Here is a 21322-nt window from a genome sequence, read left to right as displayed (position 1 = left end):
CTCGTATGCAACCAGTCATCCAGGTCGAAGGCCTGGTCAAGAAGTTCGGCGACGCGACAGCGCTGGCGGGGATCGACCTCGCCGCCCGCCCCGGGGCCGTGCTCGGCCTCCTCGGCCCCAACGGCTCCGGCAAGACCACCACCGTTCGCGTCCTCGCCACCCTGCTGCGCCCCGACGGCGGCCGGGCTTCGGTGTTCGGCCACGACGTCGTCACCGAGGCGGCCGCCGTGCGCAGGCGGATCGGCCTCACCGGCCAGTACGCCGCCGTCGACGAGGCGCTCACCGGCACCGACAACCTCATGCTCATCGCCCGCCTGCTCGACATCCCGCGCGCCGATGCCAAGCGGCGCGCGGCCGAGCTGATCGAACAGTTCGGGCTGCAGGAAGCGGCGCGGCGGCGTGTGCGCACCTACTCGGGCGGCATGCGCCGCAGGCTCGACCTCGCGGCCAGCCTCATCGGACGCCCCGACGTGCTGTTCCTCGACGAGCCGACCACCGGGCTGGACCCGCGCCACCGCAACGAGGTGTGGGACAGCGTCCGCGCACTCGCCGCCGACGGCGTCACCGTCCTGCTCACCACGCAGTACCTCGAGGAGGCCGACCAGCTCGCCGACGACCTCGTCGTGCTCGACCGCGGCCGGGTGATCGCCGGTGGCACGCCGGCGTCGCTGAAGGCCGAGGTCGGCGGGCAGCGCCTGCACATCCGGCCACTGCACCGCGGCGACATGGCGACCGTCGCCTCCGTCGTCGCCGAGCACGTCCCGATGGAGGTGCCCGTGATCGACGCGACGGGCGAGCTGCTCGTCCCCGTCATCGAGCCGGGTGTGCTGGTGCGCGTCTCCAGCCGCCTCGACGAGCTCGGCGTCACCGTCGCCGAGCTGGGCCTGCGCCTGCCGAGCCTCGACGACGTCTTCCTCACCCTCACCGGCCGCACGGCCTCCGACGAATCCGACACCGACTCCGAGAAGGAGATCGCAGCATGACCACCTCCACCACTACCACCCGCCCCAGCCAGGCCGTTCCGCCGCAACCCACGGCGAGGAGTGCCGGCAGGGCGGGGCCGTCCACCCTCCGCCACTCGCTTACCCTCGCGTGGCGCGGGGTCATCAAGACGATCAACTCGCCGGAGGCGTTGATCGACGTCACGCTGCAGCCGGTGATCTTCCTGCTGCTGTTCGTCTACGTGTTCGGCGGCGCGATCTCCGGCGACACCAGCACGTACCTGCAGTTCGCGCTGCCCGGCGTGCTGGTGCAGACCGTCATCTTCGCGTCCATCGGCACCGGCGTCGCGCTCGCGGAAGACCTGGACACAGGCATCTTCGACCGCTTCCGCAGCATGCCGATCTCCCGAGCGGCCCCGCTGCTCGGCGCGATCGGCGCCGACCTCGTCCGCTACCTGACCTCCGGCGTGATCATGCTGGTGTTCGGCGCCATCCTCGGCTTCCGCCTCGGCACCGACCTGATGAGCCTGGTCGCCGCGCTCGGGCTGGTCATGGTGTTCGCGTTCGCGCTCTGCTGGGTCTTCACCGCGCTCGCGATGGTCGTCAAGGCCCCACGATCGGTGCAGGGCCTCAGCATGCTGGCGATCATGCCGCTGACGTTCGGCAGCAACGTCTTCGTCCCGGCCTCGACGATGCCCGGCTGGCTGCGCGGGTTCGTGGAGATCAACCCGGTCTCCAAGACGGTCGACGCCGTGCGCGGCCTGCTGGTCGGCGGGCCGGTCGCCGCACCCGCAACCGCGTCGCTCATCGCGGCCGCCGTGATCGTCGTGATCTTCGCCCCGCTCGCGGTCGCCCTCTACCGCCGGCGCACCTGACCCGTCGACAACTACGTCATGGCTGTTCCGGGGCCTCCGGGACAGCCATGACGTCGTTGTCGACGATCTCGTGGATCAGCGTGAAGGCCTCGGCGGTGGACATCGCCTTGCCAAGCTGGTGCGCCGCGGCGGCGGCCTCGTCGCCGAGGCGGCCGCGCAGCTCCTCGAGCAGCGCGACGATCTCGGGGTTGCCCTTGTCGAGCATCCCGCGGAACGTGACGCTCGACCCGAGCAGCAGCGCCGCATGCTCGTGCCGTCCGCAGATATGGGCGAAGCGGGCGACGGCTTCGACGACGGTCGCGCAGATCGGGCCGTCGTCGCTGCGGCGAGCCGGCTCCACCGCCGCGCGCAGCGCCGCGCGCGCGGCCGCTCGATCACCAGCGCGCATCTCGACCAGCGCGAGGATCGAGGACAGCCACGCCTGGCGCTGCGGCGAGGCGTGATCGTCGCCGGTGACGCGGAAGTCGGCCGCGGCCAGCTCGATGCGCGCCCGGGCGGTCGCGATGTTGCCGGCCATCATCTCGACGATGGCGGCGATGATGTGCAGGGCGCCGACCGAGTTGAACGAGTCGTCGAGAGCCTCTTCGAAATGAACCTCGGCGATCATCCGCCGGGCGTCCTCGACGTTGCCCCGCCGCGCCTCGAGCAGCGCGCGCTTCATCGCGAACTGCGGGAGGTCGTCGACGTTGCTCAGCTCCGTGGCGAGCACGATGGCCTCGTCGTAGGCGCGCGCGGCGGCGTCGTACTCGCCGGCGAAGTCCTCCAGCTCACCGAGCCCGTGCACGACCATGCCGAGGCCGAACCGGTCGCCGATCACGCTGAGCAGCTCGTGCGCCTGGCGGAGCAGCTTGCGCTGCTCGTCGACGAGCCCCGCGTTCTCGGCGTACTGCGCCCCGGTCAGCATCGCGAACGCGCGCACCCACGGATCCGCTGCGTCCTCCGACTGCCTGATCAGCGGTCCGCGATCGTCGTCGACGTACATGGCGTAGACGGGCTGCAGCAGCTCCAGCATCGGGTGCCACGGCCTCGGCAGGGTGTACGCGAGCTGCATCGCCTGGTTCGCGTACACCTTCGTCTCGTCGATCTTGCCCCGCCCGAGGTGGCTGAGCGCGAAGAACGTGCAGTTCAACGCCTTGGTGGCGGCGGGGACCGGGCCGTCGAGGCCGTGCACGGCCACGGCCCAGCGGTCCGCTTCCTGGACCAGCCCTCTGATCAGGTAGGACCAGCCCATCGCCGCGACGAACCGGTGCGCGACGGCGGCGTCCCGTGCCGAGAGCGCCCGCCGCATGGCGAGGTCGATCTCGTCGTCCTCCGCGCGCAGCTTCGCCAGCCAGTCCAGCTGCTCCGCACCGCGCAGGTGCGGCTCGGCGGTCTCCGCGAGCTCCAGCATGAACGCCGTGTGTGCCGCTACCGCGTCGGCGCGCTCGCCGGCCTCGTCGAGCCGCTCGCCGGCGTACTCCCTGATCGTCTCCAGCATCCGGTACCGCGTCGGCGCGCCGTGCTGCTGCGGGACGGCGACCACGAGCGACTTGTCGACGAGCGAGGCGAGCAGCTCGAAGACGTCGTCGACGGGCGGCCCCGCGGGCGCCGAGCAGACCCGCTCGGCCGCGGCCACGGTCGCGCCACCGGCGAAGGCTCCGAGCCGTCGGGCCACTGCCCGTTCCGGCTCGGTCAGCAGGTCCCAGCTCCAGTCCACGACGGCCCGCAACGTCTGGTGCCGCGGCAACGCGGTGCGCGCACCGGACGTGAGCAGCCGGAAGCGGTCGTCGAGGCGCGCGGCGATCTCGGCGGGCGTCAACGTGCGCAGGCGCGCCGCCGCCAGCTCGATCGGCAACGGCTGGCCGTCGAGCCTCGTGCAGATCTCCCGCACAGCGGGCTCGACGTCGGCGTCGAGCGCGAAGCCCGGACGCACGGCCGCTGCGCGGTCGACGAAGAGCGCGACAGCGTCCGCCGCAAGCAACGGCTCGACGGGATGCAGCACCTCGCCCATGATCCCGAGCGGTTCCCGGCTGGTCGCCAGGACGGTGAGCCGGGGGCAGGCGTCGAGCAACGCTGCGGTGAGCCCGGCGACCCCGTCGACCAGGTGCTCGCAGTTGTCCAGCAGCAGGATCATCGGTTGCGCGGCGACGGCGGCGACGAGCCGGCCGGTGGTGTCCGGCTCGGTGTCGTCGTGGAGGGTGATGAGCTGCTCCGGGCCGCCGACCGCCGAGAGCACGGCGGCCGGGAGCTGGTCGACCTCCGTGAGTGCCGCGAGCTCGGCGATCACCAGCGGGCGGGCGGCGCCGGTGGGGGCGGCCTCCTTGGCGAGCCGGGTCTTCCCGGCACCACCGGGGCCGATGAGCGTGACCAGCCGGCCACGCTCCAGCAGCTCGCGAACCCGCAGCACGTCGTCATCCCTGCCGATGAAGCTGGTCAGCCGCCGCGGCAGCGGGGCCGACCGCGGCTGTGCGACCGGCTCGTTGCGCAACACGGCCAGGCGGGCGGCGTCGATCTCGGCGCCGGGATCGACCCCGAGCTCGTCGACGAGCCGCTCTGCCGTCCGGTCCAGCACCGCGAGCGCGTCGGCCTGCCGCCCGGCGGCGTGCAACGCGCGGGCCAGCAGCGCCGCGGTCGTCTCGCGCAGCGGGTGCGCCTCGAGCTGCGCGGCGAGCGTGGCCACCTCAGGTTCGGGGTCGCCGGCCGCGAGCGCTGCGCGGGCGCATTGCTCGACGGCGGCTGCCCGCTGCTCGGTGAGCCGCGCGGCCGCGGCCGCGGCGAAGGGGATCCCGTCGAGGTCGGCCAGCGCCGGGCCACGCCACAGTGCCAGCGCCGACCGCAAGGCCGCCAGCGACCCAGTGCCGACGAGCCCTTCGAACTGCCTCGCGTCGACGCACGGGGGATCGAGCGCGAGCCGGTAACCGCGGGCGTCGGTCTGCACGAGCTCGGCGCCGATCGCTTTGCGCAGCCGCGAGATCAGCGCCTGCAGCGCGTTGGCGGCGTGGTCGGGCACCGACTCGCCCCACAGGTCGTCGACGAGCACCGGCGTGCTGATCGTCCGCCCCGCGTCGAGCGCGAGCCTGGCCAGCAGGCCACGGACGCGCAGCCCGCCGAGCGCGACGGAACCACCGTCGTCGCCCCACGCGACCACGCCCCCCAGCAGACCGACCCGCACGGGCCCATTGTGCCCGCGTGTCAGGGAGCGAGTTCCGCCAGCAGCTGCGCCTCCGCCAGCACCCCGCGGCCGAACATCTCCAGATGCACGCTCTCGTCGATGCCGTGCCAGCGGCTCGCCGGGTCGCCGACGCCCGTGACCAGCACCGAGGCGCCCGGGAACGTCCGGGCGAACTCGGCGATGAACGGGATCGACCCGCCGGCGCCGGTCTCGACGACCTCGTTGCCGTACGCGGCCGCGAACGCCCTGCGTGCGGCGTCGAACGCCGACCCGACGGTCGTGACGCTGAACGGCTCGGCGACCCCGGCGCCCGGGGTGACCGTGACGTGCGCGCCCCACGGGACGTTCGTCTCGAGGTGCTCGACCAGCGCACGCTGCGCCTTCGCGACGTCGTCGCCCGGCGCGATCCGCATGCTGACCATCGCGCGGGCGCGCGGGATCAGGATGTTCGACGCCTCCGCGACCTTCGGCGCGTCGATGCCGAGCACCGCGACGGCGGGCTTGCGCCAGGTGCGGTCGTGGATGGTGCCGCTGCCGAGCAGCTCGACCCCGTCGAGCAGCGCGACGTCGGAGCGGAAGGTGGCCTCGTCGACGTCGGGTGCGTCGGACGAGCCGTGGTGCAGGCCGGCGACGGCGACCTCGCCGCGCTCGTCGTGCAGCGTCGCGAGCGCGCGGCAGAGCGCGGTCAGCGCGTCGCCGACGGGGCCGCCGTAGACGCCGGAGTGCGCGGGGCGCTCCAGCATCGATACCTCGACGACGACGTCGACCAGCCCACGCAGGCTCGTCGTCAGCGCCGGGACGTCGACGGCAGGGTTGGCGGAATCGGCGATCACGATGACGTCGCTGGTCAGCTGCTCGTGGTAATCGCGCAGCAGGGTCGAGAGGGTGGGGGAGCCCGACTCCTCCTCACCCTCGATGAACAGCGTGACGCCCACCGGAGGGCGTCCACCGTAGGCGCGGAGCACCGCGAGGTGCGTCATCACGCCGGCCTTGTCGTCGGCCGCACCGCGGCCGTACAGGCGGCCGCTGCGCTCGGTCGGCTCGAACGGCGGGGTGGTCCAGTGCTCGTCACCGCCCGTCGGCTGCACGTCGTGGTGCGCGTACAGCAGGACCGTCGGCGCACCCTCCGGCGCGGGCCAGTGCGCGACGACGGCCGGTGCGCCGCCCTCGGCCGCGATGATCTCGACGTCCGCGGCGCCGGCAGCGGCGGCGAGCGCGGCCACGGCCTCCGCGCTGCGCCGGGTGTCGTCGGCGCGCGCCGGATCGGCCCAGATGCTGGGGATGCGGACCAGGTTCTTCAGGTCGTCGATCGCGGCGGGCACCGCGGCGTGCACGGCGGCGGCCAGCTCGGCGGCGATGTGAGTCGGTGACACGCGACCCGATGCTAGTAGCCCTGGCGGCCTGTGTGCGTTCCGCACACACGGGGGCGCCCACTCCCGCGCACCCGGATCGACGCGGCTTACCCGGGGTCGGGGGAGGGCAGGAAAGCCACTTTCCGGCCCTCACAGGGCAGGAAAGTGGCTTTCCTGCCCTCGCGTGCGCAACGGGCACGGCACAACGAAGGTACGCGCAGCTGCCCCGCCGCCCCGAGATCCTTCCCGCTTGGGCGGGACGTCATGTTCGGACCGTAGGCTCGGGGTATGTCCTGGTTCCTGGCGATGTTGCTGGACTCCGCGTCCCGATCCCACCACGGCATGACGACGGGCGAGCCCAAGGCGCCGGCTCGCCGCACCTGGCCGGAGGTGCACGAGATCGCCCGCCGGATGGCGGCAGCACTGCGCGACGGCGCCGACGGTGTGCCCGGGTTGCCGCGTGGGGCGTCGGTGGGGGTGCTGGCGGGGGAGCCAGTCACGATCGCGCCGGCCGCGCAGGCCGTCTGGCTCACCGGGGGCAGCGTGACGATGCTGCACCAGCCCACCGCGCGCACCGACCTCGCCGCGTGGGCCGAGGACACCGTCTCCGTGCTGAAGATGATCAATGCGGAGCTGGTGCTGCTCGGCGCGCCGTTCGACGCGCTCGCGCCGGTGCTGGCGGAGCGTGGCATCGCGTTCCGCACGATGGAGTCGCTGACCAGCGGTGATGCGGCGATCGAGGCCGACGCCGACGTCGCGCAGGAGGCCGATACCGCGCTGCTGCAGCTGACCAGCGGGTCGACGGCCGAGCCGAAGGCAGTCCGGATCACCCACGGCAACCTGCACGCCAACATCACCGCGATGATGCAGGCCGCCGCGCTGGACACCGACAACGACGTGATGGTGTCGTGGCTCCCGCTCTTCCACGACATGGGCATGGTCGGGTTCCTGACCGTCCCGATGGTCACCGGACTGGAGCTGGTGACCGTCACGCCCGTCGACTTCCTCGGCCGACCACTGCTGTGGGCCGAGCTGATCTCGAAGTACGGCGGCACCGTCACCGCCGCCCCCAACTTCGCCTACGCCGTGCTCGGCCGGCAGCTCGCGCGCGCCGACGGCCCGCTCGACCTCTCGACGCTGCGGATCGCGCTCAACGGCGCGGAGCCCATCGACCCCGACGCGGTCGCGGGGTTCGTCGATGCCGGCGCGAGGTTCGGCCTGCGCGCCGATTCCGTGCTCTGCGCCTACGGCATGGCGGAGACGGCGCTCGGGGTCGCGTTCGCGCCGATCAACACCGGCATGGAGATCGACACGATCGACGCGGAGCAGCTGGAGGCGCACCGTCGCGCCGAGCCGGCGGGCGAGGGACCGTCGCGGCGGTTCCCGAAGTTGGGCCCGCCGCTGCCGGGGATCGAGGTGAGGGTGCTCGGCGAGGGCGGCGAGGTGCTCGGCGACCGCGGGGTCGGCGCGCTGCAGCTGCGTGGTCCTTCCGTGACGCCCGGCTACCTCACGGTCGACGGCCCCGTCGACACCCAGGACGCCGACGGCTGGTTCGACACCGGCGACGAGGGATACGTCGTCGACGGCCAGGTCGTGGTCTGCGGCCGCCGCAAGGACGTGATCATCATGGGTGGTCGCAACATCTACCCGACCGACATCGAACGGGCCGCGGCCGAGGCGGCCGACGTGCGTGCCGGCAACGTCGTCGCGGTACGGCAGCTCGCCGGCGACGGGCGGCACCGCGAGTCGTTCGCCGTCGCCGTGGAGTCGCGCAAGGCGGGCGACGAGGACGCCGAGAAGGCGATCCGCAAGGACGTCACCGCGAGGGTGGTCTCGGCGGTCGGCGTGCGCCCGTCGGAGGTGGTTGTGCTCGGGCCGGGCAGCCTGCCGAAGACGCCCTCCGGCAAGCTGCGCCGCGCGGCGACCGGCGATCTGCTAACTAGGCGCTGACAGTACGGCCGCCGCGGAGAGGGCGAGCCACAGCTCAAGCCGGGCGGCCGGATCGGAGAGATCCCGCCCCGCGATGCGCTGGGCGGCGGCCAACCGCGCCCGCAGCGTGTTGCGGTGCACGCCGAGCGCCGCCGCGGCGGCCTCCAGGTTCGCGCCCGCGTCGAGGTAAGCGTGCAGCGACTCGACGAGCCGGCTGCCGTTGCGCTCGTCGTGGCTGCGCAGCGGCCCCAGCACCGCGGTGGTGAACGCGGCGACGGCCGAGGGGCGTAGCCCGTCGCGCAGCACCGCCCACGCCGACACCTCGTCGGCGTGCACGTAACCCGGACCGGCCGGCACGACGTCGGCGGCCTGCCGGCCCGCGGTGGCCAGCCCGGCGGTCTCGCGGGCAGTTGCCGCGCCCGCCCGCACCGGCGCCCCGGTGATCTCCGCGAGCCGCCCGACCAGCCGCGGTCCGACGCGCGGCCGCTCGTCGGGCAGCACCAGCACGATCATGTCGGTTCGCGGCACGACCAGCATCCGTTCGGCTGCGGCGGCGTCGCCGAGCACGTCGTCGAGCGCGTCGAGCACATCGGGCACGTCGCGCGCCGATCCGGCGACGGCGAGCACCTCGAACGGTGGCCTGGGCAGCAGGAGCGGGTCGATGTCTACTGCCGTGCCGTCGAGCAGCGGACCGAGCAGGCGCGCCCGCTGCTCGTGCAGTCTCGTGCCGACGGCACCGATGCCCAGCACGTGGATCGAGAGCAGCACCGCGGCATGGTTGACGATCAGCCCGCGGTGCACGTTCGCGCTGGTCGGAGCGAGTGCGGCGAGCCAGCCGCGGGGTGGGCCGGACAGCCCGAGGCTGTGCACGAGCAGTGTCTCGCCGCCGAGCTCCGCGGTGCCGGCGGCCTGGCCCCGCCCGCCCATCCCGGCAGCGAGCTCGGCGGCCTGGATGTGCCACCCGGTCTGAGAGGTCGCGGTGGCAGGGTGGGCCGACCGGGTCCGGCCGGCGGTGTCGAGCAGCAGCGCTGCGCCGCCCAGCCGCCGCGCCAGCTCGGCGAGCAGACCGTCCGCCCCCGCCCGCAGCGCGGCTCTGGCCAGCGCCTCCTGCGCCTCGACGGCGTGGCGTTCCGCGCGCCGGGCCGCGTCGGAGTACCAGCCGGCCACGGCCATGCTCACCGCGATGAACGGGGTGGTGCCGAGCACCCCGATCACCGGGAGGTCCAGCTCGTCGGCCGCTGTGAGCACCTCGGCGGGCATCTCGTCGAGCACCTCGGCGGCAAACCCGAGCCCGGCGCACCCCGCGTCCTTCAAGCGCTCGACGTAGGCCCGGCAGCCGGCTGCGTCGTCGGGCAGCCCGAGGCCGATCGTCAGCACCAGCTCGCCGCCGAGCAGCCACGGCACCGGATCGGTCAGCTCGATCGCGTGCGCCCACCGGACGGAGCGGTGCAGCCCGCCGGCGCCGGCGAGCAGACCCAGCTCCAGCCTGTCCATCCCGAGGACGTCGGCGACGGTCAGTTCCACTGCGCCAACTTCACTGTGCGGACCCTCCAAGAACGGGTGGGCAACTGTGCGGATCATACGGCGGCGAGCGGGCGCCCGACAGCTAGCGTTCCGCGCAACCAAAGCGGCTCTACCTCGATGAAGCGGGGAAACGCGATGTCCGACCAGAGCACGTCGAGCGCCCGGCGGGCCGCCGCCGCGGCCTTCGTCGGCACGACGATCGAGTGGTACGACTTCTACGTCTACGCGACGGCCGCGAGCCTCGTGTTCGGAAAGCTGTTCTTCCCGGAGAGCAGCCCGGCGGTCGCGGCCATGGCGGCGTTCGCGACGTACGCCGTCGGGTTCCTCGTCCGGCCGCTCGGCGGGGTGGTCTTCGGGCACTTCGGCGACCGGGTCGGGCGCAAGGCGGCGCTGGTCACGACGTTGCTGATCATGGGTGGGGCCACGTTCGCCGTCGGCATCCTGCCGACCTACGCCGCTGCGGGCGTGCTCGCGCCGGTGCTGCTGGTGGTGCTGCGGTTCGCACAGGGCCTCGCGGTCGGCGGCGAGTGGGGCGGCGCGGTGCTGATGGCCGTCGAGCACGCCCCGGAACGCAGCCGCACCTTCTACGGCTCGTTCGCCCAGCTCGGCAACCCGGCCGGCGCGCTGCTCGCGACCGGCATCTTCGGGCTGCTCGCCGGCGCGGGCGACGAGGTGCTGCTCGGCTGGGGCTGGCGGCTGCCGTTCCTGCTCTCCGCGGTGCTTGTGATCGTCGGGCTCGTGGTGCGGCTGAAGGTGGAGGAGTCGCCGCAGTTCGTCGCCGTCCGCAAGCGCAACGCCGTCGTGTCGTTGCCGATCGGGACCGCCCTGCGCAGTGGCTGGCGCACGATCCTGCTCGGCCTCGGCGCGCTGCCGGCCGCGACCGGTGGCTACTACGTGGTGACGACCTTTCTGCTGGCCTACTCGACGACCGACCTCGGGGTCGACGAGCAGCTGATCCTCTACGGGCTCTCGATCGCCGCGATCGTCGAGCTGGTCGCGACGGTCGGGCTGGCCTGGCTGGGCGACCGGTTCGGCGACCGCCGGGTGGTGATCGTCGGGTTGGTGGTGGTCGCCGTGCTCGCTGCGCCGCAGTTCCTCGTGCTGAGCAGCGGCTCGGCCGGGTTGATCATCAGCATGCTCGCGCTGATGCGGCTGGCGATGTCGGCGATCTACGGTCCGATGGCCGCGATCCTCTCCGGCATGTTCGCCCCCGAGGCCCGCTACACGAGCATCTCGCTCTCCTACTCGCTGGCCGCCGCGATCTTCGGCGGCTTCGCCCCGCTGGCCTGCACCGCGCTCGTCGCAGCGTTCGGCGGCGTGACGCCGGTGATCGTGCTGCTCGTCGCGATGTGCCTGATCAGCATCGTCTGCTTGCGGTTCGCGCCCCGGTACGAGCCGGACCGCGACCAGCCCGTCCCGGAGGTCTCCCGTGCCTGACCTGCTCCTGCACAACGCCCGCGTGCTGACGATGGGCGCGGTGCCGCGTTCCGACGCGCTGCTCGTGCGCGGCGGGCGGGTGCACGCGCTGGGCGCGGACGCCGTGGCGCATGCCGGCCCGGAGGTCGAGCGGATCGACGCCGGTGGGCGCACGGTGCTGCCGGGTTTCGTCGACCCGCACAACCACCTGCTCTCCACCGCGGAGTCGCTCGCGGCGCTCGACGCCAGGTTCCCCGCCGTCGCCGAGCTGGACGACCTGGTCGAGCTGGTCGCCGCCGCGGCGGCGGTCACACCGCCCGGCCAGTGGATCCGCGCGTTCGGCATGGACGACGCGAAGTTCGCCGACAGCCGGCCGACCCGCCAGCGCCTCGACGACGCCACCACCGAGCACCCGGTGATCATCTACCACGTCTCGGGCCACCACGCCGTCGTCAACTCGGCGGCGCTGGCCTGGCGGGGCATCGGGGCCGACGTCGCCGACCCGGCCGGCGGGAGGTTCGTCCGCGACGAGGCGGGCCGGCTCACCGGGATGGTGCTCGACGCTGCGATGCAGCACCTGCTGCCGGTGGCCGTCGAGATCGGCTGCCACGGCCCGAACTTCCACACGGATCTGCCGTTCGAGCAGCTCGCGGGCTGGCTGCGGGACGCCGGCCGGCAGTACCTCGCCGCCGGGCTCACCACCGTCGCCGACCCGCAGGTCTCGGCGCGGGAGCTGCGCGTCTACCGGGCCGCGCACGCGGGCGGGTGGCTGCCGCTGCGCACGGTCGCCATGCCGCTCTCGCACCAGCTCGACGCGATGGCGGGCATCGGGCTCGCCGGGCCCTTCGGCGACGACCGGCTGAGCCTCGGCGCCATGAAGTTCTACTCCGACGGCACGTTGATCGGCGGCACGGCCGCGTTCCGCGAGCCCTACGGCGAGCACGGCGAGTTTACCGGGAGCCTCTACTGGCCGGCCGAGCAGCTCACCGAGCTGGTCGCGAAGGCGGCGGGGGCGGGCTGGCGGGTGGCCATCCACACCCAGGGCGACCTGGCGATGGAGAACACGCTGCAGGCGATCGAGGCCGGCAGCCGGGCGTACGGCGACGACTTCCGGCCGCGGATCGAGCACTGCGGATACCCGACACAGGCCCAGGTGGGCCGGTTCGGCGGGCTCGGCGTGATCCCGGTGAACCAGCCGAACTTCCTCCGCGACAGTGGCGACGACTTCCTGCGCAGGCTCGGCCGCCGCGCCCACCGCCTCCAGCCGATCCGCGAGGAGCTCGACGCCGGGCTGCGCCCGGTGCTCTCCAGCGACTCGTTCGTCTCCAGCCTGCGGCCCATGGACACGATCGCCAACGCGATCACGCGGCGGACGTTCGCCGGCGCCGAGATCGGGGCCGATCAGGCGATGACGCTGCAGGAGGCGCTGCGGGCGCACACGATCGACGCGGCCTACGCGCTGGGCATGGAGGACCGCATCGGCTCGCTGGAGCCGGGAAAGCTCGCCGACGTCGTCGTGCTCGACGCGGACGTCGAGAGCACGCCGACGAGCGAGCTGGCCGACGTCAGCACCTGGCTGACGGTGCTGGACGGCGCAGTGGTGCACCGCGCCTGACGTCGACAACGACGTTCTGGCTGTTTGTTAGCGCTCACAACAGCCAAAACGTCGTTGTCGACGGTCAGCCGGAGAGGGCGTGGAAGCGGTTCTGCGCCGGTTCGAGGCCGTCTGCCAGCAGCGCCTCCGCGGCGTCGGCCGCGAGGTCGACGGCGAACTCCAGCTCCTTCTTCTCCGTGCCGGAGAAGCGCTTGAGCACGAAGTCGGCCGGATCCTGCCGGCCGGGCGGGCGGCCGATGCCGAAGCGGATGCGCAGGTAGTCGCGGGTGCCGATGGACGAGCTGATCGAACGCAGCCCGTTGTGGCCGCCCTCGCCGCCGCCGCGCTTGAGGCGCACGACACCGAACCCCAGGTCGAGGTCGTCGTGGACCACAACGAGGTCCTCGACCGCGACGGAGAAGTACTTCGCCAGCCCGGCGACCGGGCCACCGGAGACGTTCATGTAGGTGCGCGGCTTCGCGAGCACGACCCGCCGGCCGGCGAGGCGGCCCTCCAGCACGTCCGAGTTGGAGCGGTGCTTGGAGAACCGGCCTCCGCCGGCCCGCGCCGCGAGCAGTTCCACGACGCGGAAGCCGACGTTGTGCCGGGTCTCGGCGTAGTCGGGGCCCGGATTGCCGAGCCCGACGACGAGAGCGGGACCCGGCGCCACGATCAGGACTCGGCGGGCTCGTCGTCGGACTCGGCCGGGGTCTCCGGCTGGTCCTCGACGACGCCGGCGCCCTCGGTGTCGAGCTCGGCCTCGAGCTGCGCCTCGGTCGGGGCGGCGATGACGTTGACCACCAGGATCTCGGCGTCGGCGCGCAGCGTCGTGCCCTCGGGCAGCTGCACGTCGGAGGCGTGGATCTGGGTGCCGATGGCAAGACCCTCGACGGAGACCTCGACCGACTCGGGGATGCTCGAGACGTCGGCCTCGACCTCGATGGTGTTCAGCTCCTGGTTGACCAGCGCGCCGGGGACGGCGTCGCCGGTGACGACGACCTGGACCTCGACGACGACCTTCTCACCGCGGCGGATCACGAGCAGGTCGACGTGCTCGATGTACGGGCGGATCGGGTGCGCGACGACGGTCTTGGTGAGCGCCAGCTGCGGCTTGCCCGCGATGTCGAGCGTGAGCACGGCGTTGCGGCCCTGCTCGCGGACGATGCGCTTGAACTCCAACTCCGGCAGCGAGAGGTGCTGCGGGTCGGTGCCGTGTCCGTAGAGGACAGCGGGGATCTTGCCGGCACGGCGGGTGCGGCGGGCTGCGCCCTTGCCGAACTCCGTGCGGGTCTCGGCGACGATACGGGCCTCGGCCACGGTAGGACTCCTCGATCAGCGTTCTGCGATGTGGACGCGCGGCGAGGGGCACCGGTCGAGCCGGACCCACGTCGATCACGGCGGGCTAGAAGGACACCCGCCCTCGCCGCGGAACTGGCGACAACAATACGCGACGGATCGACACGTTCCCTCCGCGGGTGGCGCACCCCCGCACCGAAGTTCCCCACCGTTTTGCCAACCTGCATGCCCCGCAGGGTCTGCAGGTAGGCAAAACGGTGGGGAAGTCGGTCAGGCGTCGCGGCGCAGCATCCGGTGGACGGTGACGCCCGCGCCGAGGCCCAGGTAGCAGAGGGCGCGCAGGCTGCTCTCGATCATCCCGCCGTACGGCGTCGGGTCGCGCAGCGCGTCGACGCCCGCCGTCCATCCCGACGTCAGCAGGTAGGGCTGGAGCCAGTCGAGCGCGGGGATCGCCGAGAGCACGCCGAAGACGATCAGGCCGCCGAGCACGGAGGCCAGCACGACGAGCGGGTGCTCGGTGTAGGCGGAGATCGCCAGCGCGACCGCGCCGACGGCGGCGAGCTGGCCGACCGTCCACACCACCACCAGCGCCACCCTGGCCAGCGCCTCGCCGAGACCGAGTGTGGTGCCGGAAAGGGTGATCAGCTGCCCGTCCGCGCCGCCGATCACGGCGAATCCGGCGAGCAGCCCCATCACGGCGATCGCGGTGGTCGCGAGGGTGGCGACCAGCAGCACCCCGAACGCCTTCATCCCGACCAGCCGCAGCCTGCCTACGGGCGCGACGAGCAGCCCGCGCAACGTTCCGTGCGCGGTCTCGCCCGCGATCGCGTCGGCCGCGGCCATCGCGACGGCGAGCGGCAGCAGCAGGCCGAGCGCCATGGTCATCGAGACGATCGGGAGCACGAACCCGTTGCCGGCGATCGCGCCGATCAGCCCGCTGCCGGGCCCGGGGGTGTCGTCCGCGACCGCGACGCCGATCGCGATCAGCACGGGGACCAGCGCGAACACCCCGAGCATGACGAGCGTCCGCGGCCTGCGCAGCACCCAGCGGGCCTCGGCGGCCAGCAACCTGCCCATCGGGGCGTGCCGCGGCGCCGCGGTGGGAACGGTCGTGCGCGCGAGTGCGGCGGCCCTTGTTGATTCCGTCATGGCCGTCATCCGGTCTCCTCGGTCAGCCTGGCGAAGAGCTCCTCGAGGTTCGCCCTGCTCCGCCGGGCCTCGTGCACCGAGACGCCGGCGCGCACCAGCAGCGAGATCGCCTCCGGCGCCGGCGGCCCGTCCTTGACGACGACGGCCGGCTCGGTGCTCTCCGAGCGGTACGCCGTGGCGCCGGCCTCGCGCATCGTGCGGATCGTGAGCTCGACGTCGGGCGTCACGACGACCATCCCGGACGTGCCGGCCTCCAGCAGCGACGGGAGGTCGCCCGTCGCCACGAGCGTCCCGGCCTGCAGCACGGCCACGTGCGTGCACGTCGCCTCGACCTCGGCGAGCAGGTGCGAGGAGACGATGACGGTCGCGCCGCCTTCATGCAGCTCACCGATGATCCGCCGGACGTCCCGAGTGCCGGCGGGATCGAGCCCGTTGGTCGGCTCGTCGAGCACGACCAGCCTCCTGGGGACGATCAGCGCGGCGGCCAGCCCGAGCCGCTGCTTCATCCCGAGCGAATAGCCGCGGTAGCGCCGGTCGGCCGCGTCGGCGAGACCGACCCGCTTGAGCACGGCGCCGACGGCGTTGGCGATCTCGGAGCTCGCAAGCAGCGGCTCGGCGGCGGCCACGCGGCACAGGTTCTCCCGTCCCGAGAGAAAGGGGTGGAAGCCAGGCCCCTCGACCAGCGCGCCGACCTGTGGCAACGCCCACGCCGCTTGCTCCGGCACCGGGTGGCCCAGCAGCTCGGCCGCGCCCGCCGTCGGGCGGGTGAGCCCGAGCAGCATCCTGATGAGCGTCGTCTTGCCGGAGCCGTTCGGGCCGAGCATGCCGAGCACCGCACCGGACGGGACCTCGAGGTCGATGCCTTCGACGGCGACCGTCCGGCCGAACACCTTGCGCAGCCCGATCGCCCGCGCCGCCACCGGGGCACCCACCGCGGAGCCGGCAGACCCGCCCGGGGCCAGCGTGGCAGAGGAGAACGTGGCAGGGGAGGACGTCGTCACTTGGCGAGTGCCTCGGTCAGCACCTGCTCGGGCACGGCGCCCATCGCGATCCGTCCGTCATCGGTGACGATCACCGAGGCGACGGCCGTCGTGATGAGCCGGCCGCTGCCCCACGCGCCGCTCACCGGCGTGCCCAGCGCGTTCAGGTCGACTCCGCCCGGCCGGTCCTTGTCCGGCTGGTTCTTGTCCGGCTGGTCCTTGTCCGCGGGAGCTCCTTCCGGCCGCTTCGCGACGAGCACGGTGTCCCAGCCGTCGCCGACGATCGTGGGCTCGACGCCTTCGGGGCGCTGCGGCCGCTGCCCCTGGTCGTGCTTCTCGCCCTCCTCGACCTTGGTGCCGGGCGGCGGGGTGAACGTGAACAGCTTCTCGTCCTGCGGACCGAAGGAGAGATCGGTGAACCCGAGCTGCAGCGCCGGGTCGTTCGACCCGTTCGAGAGCACGGTCAGGCGCAGCGGCACACGCTTCTCCGAGTCGATCGCGATGCGGACCTCGCGCAGGAGGGTACGTTCCTGCGCCGCCGGCGCGAGCACCAGCTCGTACGCCGGGCGGCCCGCGACCTCCGCTGTGCCGTCGACGCGGATCTGGCTGGTGGAGCGCAGCCTGTTGATCGCCTCGGTGGCCGCGCCCGTCGGGTCGGTCGCGTTGACATCGGGCTTCGCGCCCGGGTGCCCGCTCTCGCTGTGCTTGGTGACCGTGCGGGTGCTGGAGTCCCAGGCCCAGAACGTCGTCCCGTCGGAGACGAGCGTGCGCTCGCCCTGCGGCGAGGGCAGCTGCACCCGGCCGCGGCCGGCACCGTCCGACCAGATCCGCGCGGTGCTGTCGCCGTTCCCGGCCTGCGGGAGGTTCGGCAGCGCCGGCAGGCCGAGCGCGTTCTCGAGCCCGACCGTGCCGTTGAACGCCTCCGGCTTCGCCTTCGCCACCGAGGCGAGCAGATCCTCCGCCGAGATCGGTGGCAACTCCGGCGCGGCGCCCGCGCCGGAAGGGACGGCCAAGAGGCCCAGCCCGACGACGCAGGCCACCGCGAGGCCGGCGGCGACGTTGCGCCCTGCATTTCCGGTTCGCTTGACCATGTGCTCAGCCTGACCCATCGCTGCTGAGAGTGTTCTGAGGTAGTAGTGCACGTTCGCCCGGTAGCGTCCCGCATCGATATGGCTCGTGTCTTGGTGGTCGACGACGAACCGGGGATCCGGACGGCAGTCGCGCGCGGCCTGACGGCGGAAGGCATGGAGGTCGTCGCGGTCGCCGACGGCAACTCCGCGTTGGAGCAAGGGCTCACGGGGAGCTTCGACGCGATCGTGCTCGACATCATCCTTCCGGGGCTGTCCGGGTACCGCGTGTTGGAGGCGCTGCGCGGCGCCGGCGTCGACACGCCGGTGCTGCTGCTCTCGGCGAAGGACGGTGAGTTCGACCAGGCGGACGGCCTCGACCTCGGCGCCGACGGCTACCTCGTGAAGCCGTTCGCGTTCGTCGTGCTGGTGGCGCAGCTGCGTGCGCTGCTGCGCCGACGCGATGCCGCGCTCGGTCGAACCGGGCAACGCGTGCGGCTCGGCTCGCTCGTCGTCGACCCGGTCGCGCGGTCGGTCAGCTGGAAGGGCGAGTCGATCGAGCTGTCGCCCCGCGAGTTCGCGTTGTTGCACACGCTGGCGAGCCGGCCGGACACGGCGGTGTCGAAGGACGACCTGCTGCGCATGGTGTGGGGCGACGAGCAGGCGGCGAGCCGCAACGTCGTCGAGGTGTACGTCGGGTACGTGCGCCGCAAGCTGGAGGCGGTCGGGGCCGGGCACGTCCTCAAGACGGTCCGCGGCTTCGGTTACATCGTCGCCTCACCATGAGCAAGTCACCATGAGTACGTCACAGCGGCTGCTGCGCTGGTGGGGGCGGCACACGCTGCGCTTCCGCATCACGCTGGTCGTCGGCGTGGTCGCGCTGGTGGCGCTGCTGCTGCTGAGCCGGCTCGGCGCGAGCCTGCTGTACGACACGCTGGTCGGTGCGGCCGACGCCGAGCTGAGCCTGCGCGCGGAGGAGTCGGCGTCCCGGATCGCGGAAGGCCAGTCGCCCGCGCAGGCCGCCATGCCGGGCATCCGGATCGTCGACACCGCTGGTGTTCCGCTGGACGGCGGCCCGCTCTTGGAGATCCCGGAGCGGGAGCTGCGGCGGCTCGCCGCGGGCGAATCGATCACCGTCGGCGACTTCGCCGAGGTCGAGCGCTGGCTGGCCGTCGCCGCGGTCGCCCCGGACGGCACGACCCGCCTCGTGGTCGCGAACGCCGACCTCGTGGGCGGCTCGACGCTGCTGCGCCGGGCCACGGGTGGCTTCCTGTTCGGAGCGCTCGTCGTCGCGGCGGTCGTCGCGGCCGCGGCGTGGGCGGCGACCCGGGCGGCGCTGCGACCCGTCGACCGGTTGCGCTCCGCCGCCGCCGCATTGCCGCCGGGGGAGCGGCTGCCCGTACCGGTGGCCCGCGACGAGCTGCGCTCGCTCGCGGAGGAGATGAACCTGCTGCTGGCCCGGCGCGACGACGCCGTGGCCAGGCTCGAACGCTTCACCGGCGACGCCGCGCACGAGCTGCGTTCGCCGGTGGCCGCGATCCGCGCGCAGGCGGAAGTGGCCGTCGCGCACCCCGACCCCGACCTCGCCGACGAGACGCTGCGCGCCATCGCGGCCGAGGCGACCCGCCTCACGACCCTGCTCGCCGACCTGCTGGCCCTCTCCCGCGCCGACGCCGGGCAGCGGGCCGCGGCGGTGCCGGTCGACCTGATCGCCGCGGTGCGCACTGCGGTCGAACGGGCGGCGACCACCGGGACGGAAGGCCCCGCGCTCGAAGTCGTCACCCCGGTGCCCGCGCTGGTAGCCGCGACCCCGTCGGAGGTCGCGCTGGTGCTGGACAACCTCATCTCCAACGCCCAGCGCTACGCCACGACGCTGGTGCGGGTCGGCGTGCTGCCGGCGGGCCGGTGGGTTCGGCTCGTCGTGGAGGACGACGGCCCCGGCATCCCCGAGCCCGACCGCACCCGGATCTTCGACCGCTTCACCCGCCTCAACCCCGAGGCCGGCGGCGGCGCGGGCCTCGGCCTCGCCCTCGTCGCGGCGCTCGTCAACGGGCGCGGCGGAATCGTCACGGCCGGGGCGACGGCGACGGGCGGGGCCCGGATCGAGGTGCGCTGGCGCGCCCCTTGGAGCAGCTGAACGCACCGAAACGCGCCACACGCCCACTGAACCGCGGGACTCGCCGACCGAAACGCGGGACTCGCCCGCTGAGACGCGGGACTCGCCGCGTGTACGCGAGTCCCACGTTTCGGCGCGCGAGTCCCACGCCCCGGCGGGCGAGTTGCACGTTTGGGCGCGCGAGTTCCACGTTTCGGCGCGCGAGTGCCGCGTTCGGGGTGGTGCGGGACGATCTCGTGGTGCCCGTGCTCAGCGCCACCACGTTCGTCGACGCCCCGCAGGCCTCCGTCGCGGGGTTGCTGCGTGACACGTCCGTCGCCGCGCAGGCGCTCGGGCGTGCCGGGCACCGCTGGGTCGGCGAGCGGCGACTGCTCGTCGTGGGTGACGAGGTGCGGGTGGAGGGGCGGCTGCTCGGCCTCCGGTGGGCCCAACGCACGCGGATCACGGCCGTGTCGACGTCCGGGATGACATCGCAGCTCGTCAGGGGGCCGCTGCGGGAGCTGGTGCACACGACGACGCTGACGCCGCAGGACAACGGCACTCTCGTGCACGACGAGCTGAGCTGGCGCTCCCGGACCGGGGTGCTCGCCGACGTGCTCGCCGTGCGCCGGTCCATGCGCCGGGTGCTCGCCGCCCGCTCGACGGTGCTGGTCGAGCGCGCTGCGGAGCTCGCCGCGGCCAAGGTCGTCGTGGCGACGGCGCTGATCAGGGACGGCAAGTTGTTGGCCGCCCAGCGCAGGGAACCACCCGCGCTCGCGGGGCGCTGGGAGCTGCCTGGCGGGCAGGTGGAGCCGGGCGAGTCGGAGGAGGCGGCCGTCGAGCGGGAGTGCCAGGAGGAGCTGGCCACGACCGTCCGCGTGACGGGCCGGCTCGGCACGGACCTCCCGATCGACTTCGGCGTGCTCCGCGTGCACCGCGCCGAGCTGCTCGGCGCCGAGCCGCAGGCGCTCGAGCACCAGGAACTGCGCTGGGTCGACGCCACCGAGCTCAGCGAGCTGGACTGGCTCGACGCCGACCTCGCGGTGCTCCCCGAGCTGACCGCGGAACTGATTGCGCTTTCGACGGAACCGGGGTGCGTCGGGAGCCGTCAAAGTGGCCATGAGCATTGACCGGATCCTCGCCGCGCAGGCCGGGGTGATCTCGCGGGCGCAGGCCGTCGCCGCCGGGATGTCCCGCAACGATGTCGACGACCACGTGCGGCTGCGCCACTGGTGGCCGCTGCACCCGCGCACCTACCTCGCCGGCCGGCACGCCTACACCGACGAGGTCGCCGTGCGCGCCGCCGTGCTGTGGGCGGGCGCGGGCGCGGTGCTCTCCGGAGCGGCCGCGGCGTGGTGGCGCGGGCTGGTCGAACGGCCGCCCGCGACCGTCACGGTGACGATCCCGCGCCGCCGCGCGTCCCGCAGGCGCGACGGCGTGCTGCTCGTCCGCCGCGACCTCGCGCAGCTCGACGTGACGTCGCTGCGCGGCATCGACGTCACCGCGCGTCCGCTGACGCTCCTCGACACCGCCGTCGAGCTGGGCGAGCCCGGTGCCGCATGGCTGGAAAGCCGGCTGCGCGCTGCCGGCACCGGGTTCGACGACCTGCTCGCCGCCCACCGGCGCACCGCGGGTGGGCCGGGCGCGGCGGGCGCCCGGTCCGTGCTGCTCGTCGCGGCCGAACGGGCTGCCGCGTCGGCCGAGCGCCTGCTCGCCAGGATGCTGCACGATGCCGGCGTGGCCGGGTGGCACCGCGTCCCCGCCGGCATCGCCTTCCCCGCCGCCCGGGTGCTGGTCGAGGTCGCCGCCGTGCCGTCGCCGCCGCCCCGGCCGGGCTGGCGGGTCCTGACCTGTCGATGGCAGGACGTGCTCGCGCAGCCGGATGCAGTACGCCGCCGGATCGATTGCGAAGTGATTTCCACCACGTCGTGATCATGGGGATCGGGCACGAAA

17 protein-coding genes are annotated in these 21322 nt (G+C 73.4%); 9 read left to right on the top strand and 8 right to left on the bottom strand.

The genetic code is table 11. The annotated features are described in order from the left end of the window. Positions 1-5 precede the first annotated feature (5 nt). Positions 6-983: an ATP-binding cassette domain-containing protein gene (locus LL648_RS01345; RefSeq protein WP_232660499.1), complete on the top strand. Its 978-nt coding sequence runs from the start codon at positions 6-8 to the stop codon at positions 981-983. Continuing rightward, a complete protein-coding gene (locus tag LL648_RS01340) occupies positions 980-1816 on the top strand; it encodes an ABC transporter permease (RefSeq protein ID WP_232660498.1) in 837 nt (278 codons plus the stop codon). The genes LL648_RS01345 and LL648_RS01340 overlap by 4 nt, the downstream gene beginning before the upstream one ends. Before the next feature lie 16 nt (positions 1817-1832). Here LL648_RS01340 and LL648_RS01335 read toward each other — a convergent pair whose 3' ends face one another. Both LL648_RS01335 and LL648_RS01330 read right to left on the bottom strand, forming a co-directional pair. Further along, entirely contained in the window at positions 1833-4967 is a 3135-nt protein-coding gene (locus LL648_RS01335; RefSeq protein WP_232660497.1) for a BTAD domain-containing putative transcriptional regulator, read from the bottom strand. A gap of 20 nt (positions 4968-4987) precedes the next feature. Next, on the bottom strand, positions 4988-6340 hold the full coding sequence (locus LL648_RS01330) for a dipeptidase (protein ID WP_232660496.1): 1353 nt from the start codon (positions 6338-6340) through the stop codon (positions 4988-4990). A 267-nt stretch (positions 6341-6607) separates the two neighbouring features. Here LL648_RS01330 and LL648_RS01325 point away from each other — a divergent pair, with 267 nt between their 5' ends. Continuing rightward, positions 6608-8269: a fatty acyl-AMP ligase gene (locus tag LL648_RS01325; protein WP_232660495.1), complete on the top strand. Its 1662-nt coding sequence runs from the start codon at positions 6608-6610 to the stop codon at positions 8267-8269. On the opposite strand, the gene LL648_RS01320 is transcribed toward LL648_RS01325, so the two are convergent. Next, positions 8255-9772 carry a PucR family transcriptional regulator gene (locus LL648_RS01320; RefSeq protein ID WP_232660494.1) on the bottom strand — a complete coding sequence of 506 codons (1518 nt, stop codon included), beginning with the start codon at positions 9770-9772 and terminating at the stop codon, positions 8255-8257. The two genes, LL648_RS01325 and LL648_RS01320, sit on opposite strands and share 15 nt — an antisense overlap. A 135-nt stretch (positions 9773-9907) precedes the next feature. On the opposite strand from LL648_RS01320, the gene LL648_RS01315 reads away from it, so the two are divergent. Together LL648_RS01315 and LL648_RS01310 are read left to right on the top strand one after the other, a co-directional pair. Further along, positions 9908-11209 (top strand): MFS transporter, encoded by a 1302-nt coding sequence (locus LL648_RS01315; RefSeq protein WP_232660493.1) that lies wholly within the window; start codon positions 9908-9910, stop codon positions 11207-11209. Further along, on the top strand, positions 11202-12803 hold the full coding sequence (locus tag LL648_RS01310) for an amidohydrolase (RefSeq protein ID WP_232660492.1): 1602 nt from the start codon (positions 11202-11204) through the stop codon (positions 12801-12803). Before LL648_RS01315 ends, LL648_RS01310 begins: the two co-directional genes overlap by 8 nt. A gap of 64 nt (positions 12804-12867) precedes the next feature. Here LL648_RS01310 and pth read toward each other — a convergent pair whose 3' ends face one another. The 5 genes from pth to LL648_RS01285 form a co-directional block, all read right to left on the bottom strand. Beyond that, a complete protein-coding gene (pth, locus tag LL648_RS01305; protein ID WP_255684368.1) occupies positions 12868-13458 on the bottom strand; it encodes an aminoacyl-tRNA hydrolase in 591 nt (196 codons plus the stop codon). After that, entirely contained in the window at positions 13455-14099 is a 645-nt protein-coding gene (locus LL648_RS01300) for a 50S ribosomal protein L25/general stress protein Ctc (protein ID WP_232660491.1), read from the bottom strand. Before LL648_RS01300 ends, pth begins: the two co-directional genes overlap by 4 nt. A 249-nt stretch (positions 14100-14348) precedes the next feature. Continuing rightward, complete coding sequence (locus tag LL648_RS01295; protein ID WP_374111954.1) at positions 14349-15236, bottom strand: ABC transporter permease; 888 nt, start codon at positions 15234-15236, stop codon at positions 14349-14351. Next, a complete protein-coding gene (locus tag LL648_RS01290; protein ID WP_232660937.1) occupies positions 15233-16189 on the bottom strand; it encodes an ABC transporter ATP-binding protein in 957 nt (318 codons plus the stop codon). The genes LL648_RS01295 and LL648_RS01290 overlap by 4 nt, the downstream gene beginning before the upstream one ends. A gap of 35 nt (positions 16190-16224) precedes the next feature. Next, positions 16225-17298 carry a LolA family protein gene (locus LL648_RS01285; protein WP_232660490.1) on the bottom strand — a complete coding sequence of 358 codons (1074 nt, stop codon included), beginning with the start codon at positions 17296-17298 and terminating at the stop codon, positions 16225-16227. A 78-nt stretch (positions 17299-17376) separates the two neighbouring features. Between LL648_RS01285 and LL648_RS01280 the strand changes: the two genes are divergently transcribed. The 4 genes from LL648_RS01280 (at position 17377) to LL648_RS01265 (ending at position 21301) form a co-directional block, all read left to right on the top strand. Continuing rightward, on the top strand, positions 17377-18060 hold the full coding sequence (locus LL648_RS01280; protein WP_232660489.1) for a response regulator transcription factor: 684 nt from the start codon (positions 17377-17379) through the stop codon (positions 18058-18060). Positions 18061-18070: 10 nt separating this feature from the next. After that, the gene (locus tag LL648_RS01275; protein WP_232660488.1) at positions 18071-19411 is read left to right on the top strand and encodes a sensor histidine kinase; all 1341 of its coding nucleotides are present in this window, start codon (positions 18071-18073) and stop codon (positions 19409-19411) included. Positions 19412-19629: 218 nt separating this feature from the next. Further along, positions 19630-20499 (top strand): NUDIX domain-containing protein, encoded by an 870-nt coding sequence (locus LL648_RS44945; RefSeq protein WP_232660487.1) that lies wholly within the window; start codon positions 19630-19632, stop codon positions 20497-20499. Beyond that, the gene (locus LL648_RS01265) at positions 20489-21301 is read left to right on the top strand and encodes a hypothetical protein (RefSeq protein WP_232660486.1); all 813 of its coding nucleotides are present in this window, start codon (positions 20489-20491) and stop codon (positions 21299-21301) included. The genes LL648_RS44945 and LL648_RS01265 overlap by 11 nt, the downstream gene beginning before the upstream one ends. The last annotated feature ends 21 nt before the right edge of the window (positions 21302-21322 follow it).

The organism is Pseudonocardia sp. TRM90224, assembly GCF_021245725.1.
Taxonomy (GTDB): domain Bacteria; phylum Actinomycetota; class Actinomycetes; order Mycobacteriales; family Pseudonocardiaceae; genus Pseudonocardia.
Note: the sequence above shows the minus strand (reverse complement) of the source record. Positions and strands in the feature narration are given on the sequence as shown.

Coding starts and splice junctions, on each gene's coding strand:
- LL648_RS01345 (WP_232660499.1), top strand. CDS start 6: ATGCAACCAGTCATCCAGGTCGAAGGCCTGGTCAAGAAGTTCGGCGAC.
- LL648_RS01340 (WP_232660498.1), top strand. CDS start 980: ATGACCACCTCCACCACTACCACCCGCCCCAGCCAGGCCGTTCCGCCG.
- LL648_RS01325 (WP_232660495.1), top strand. CDS start 6,608: ATGTCCTGGTTCCTGGCGATGTTGCTGGACTCCGCGTCCCGATCCCAC.
- LL648_RS01315 (WP_232660493.1), top strand. CDS start 9,908: ATGTCCGACCAGAGCACGTCGAGCGCCCGGCGGGCCGCCGCCGCGGCC.
- LL648_RS01295 (WP_374111954.1), bottom strand. CDS start 15,236: ATGACGGCCATGACGGAATCAACAAGGGCCGCCGCACTCGCGCGCACG.
- LL648_RS01285 (WP_232660490.1), bottom strand. CDS start 17,298: ATGGTCAAGCGAACCGGAAATGCAGGGCGCAACGTCGCCGCCGGCCTC.
- LL648_RS01280 (WP_232660489.1), top strand. CDS start 17,377: ATGGCTCGTGTCTTGGTGGTCGACGACGAACCGGGGATCCGGACGGCA.
- LL648_RS01275 (WP_232660488.1), top strand. CDS start 18,071: ATGAGTACGTCACAGCGGCTGCTGCGCTGGTGGGGGCGGCACACGCTG.
- LL648_RS01265 (WP_232660486.1), top strand. CDS start 20,489: ATGAGCATTGACCGGATCCTCGCCGCGCAGGCCGGGGTGATCTCGCGG.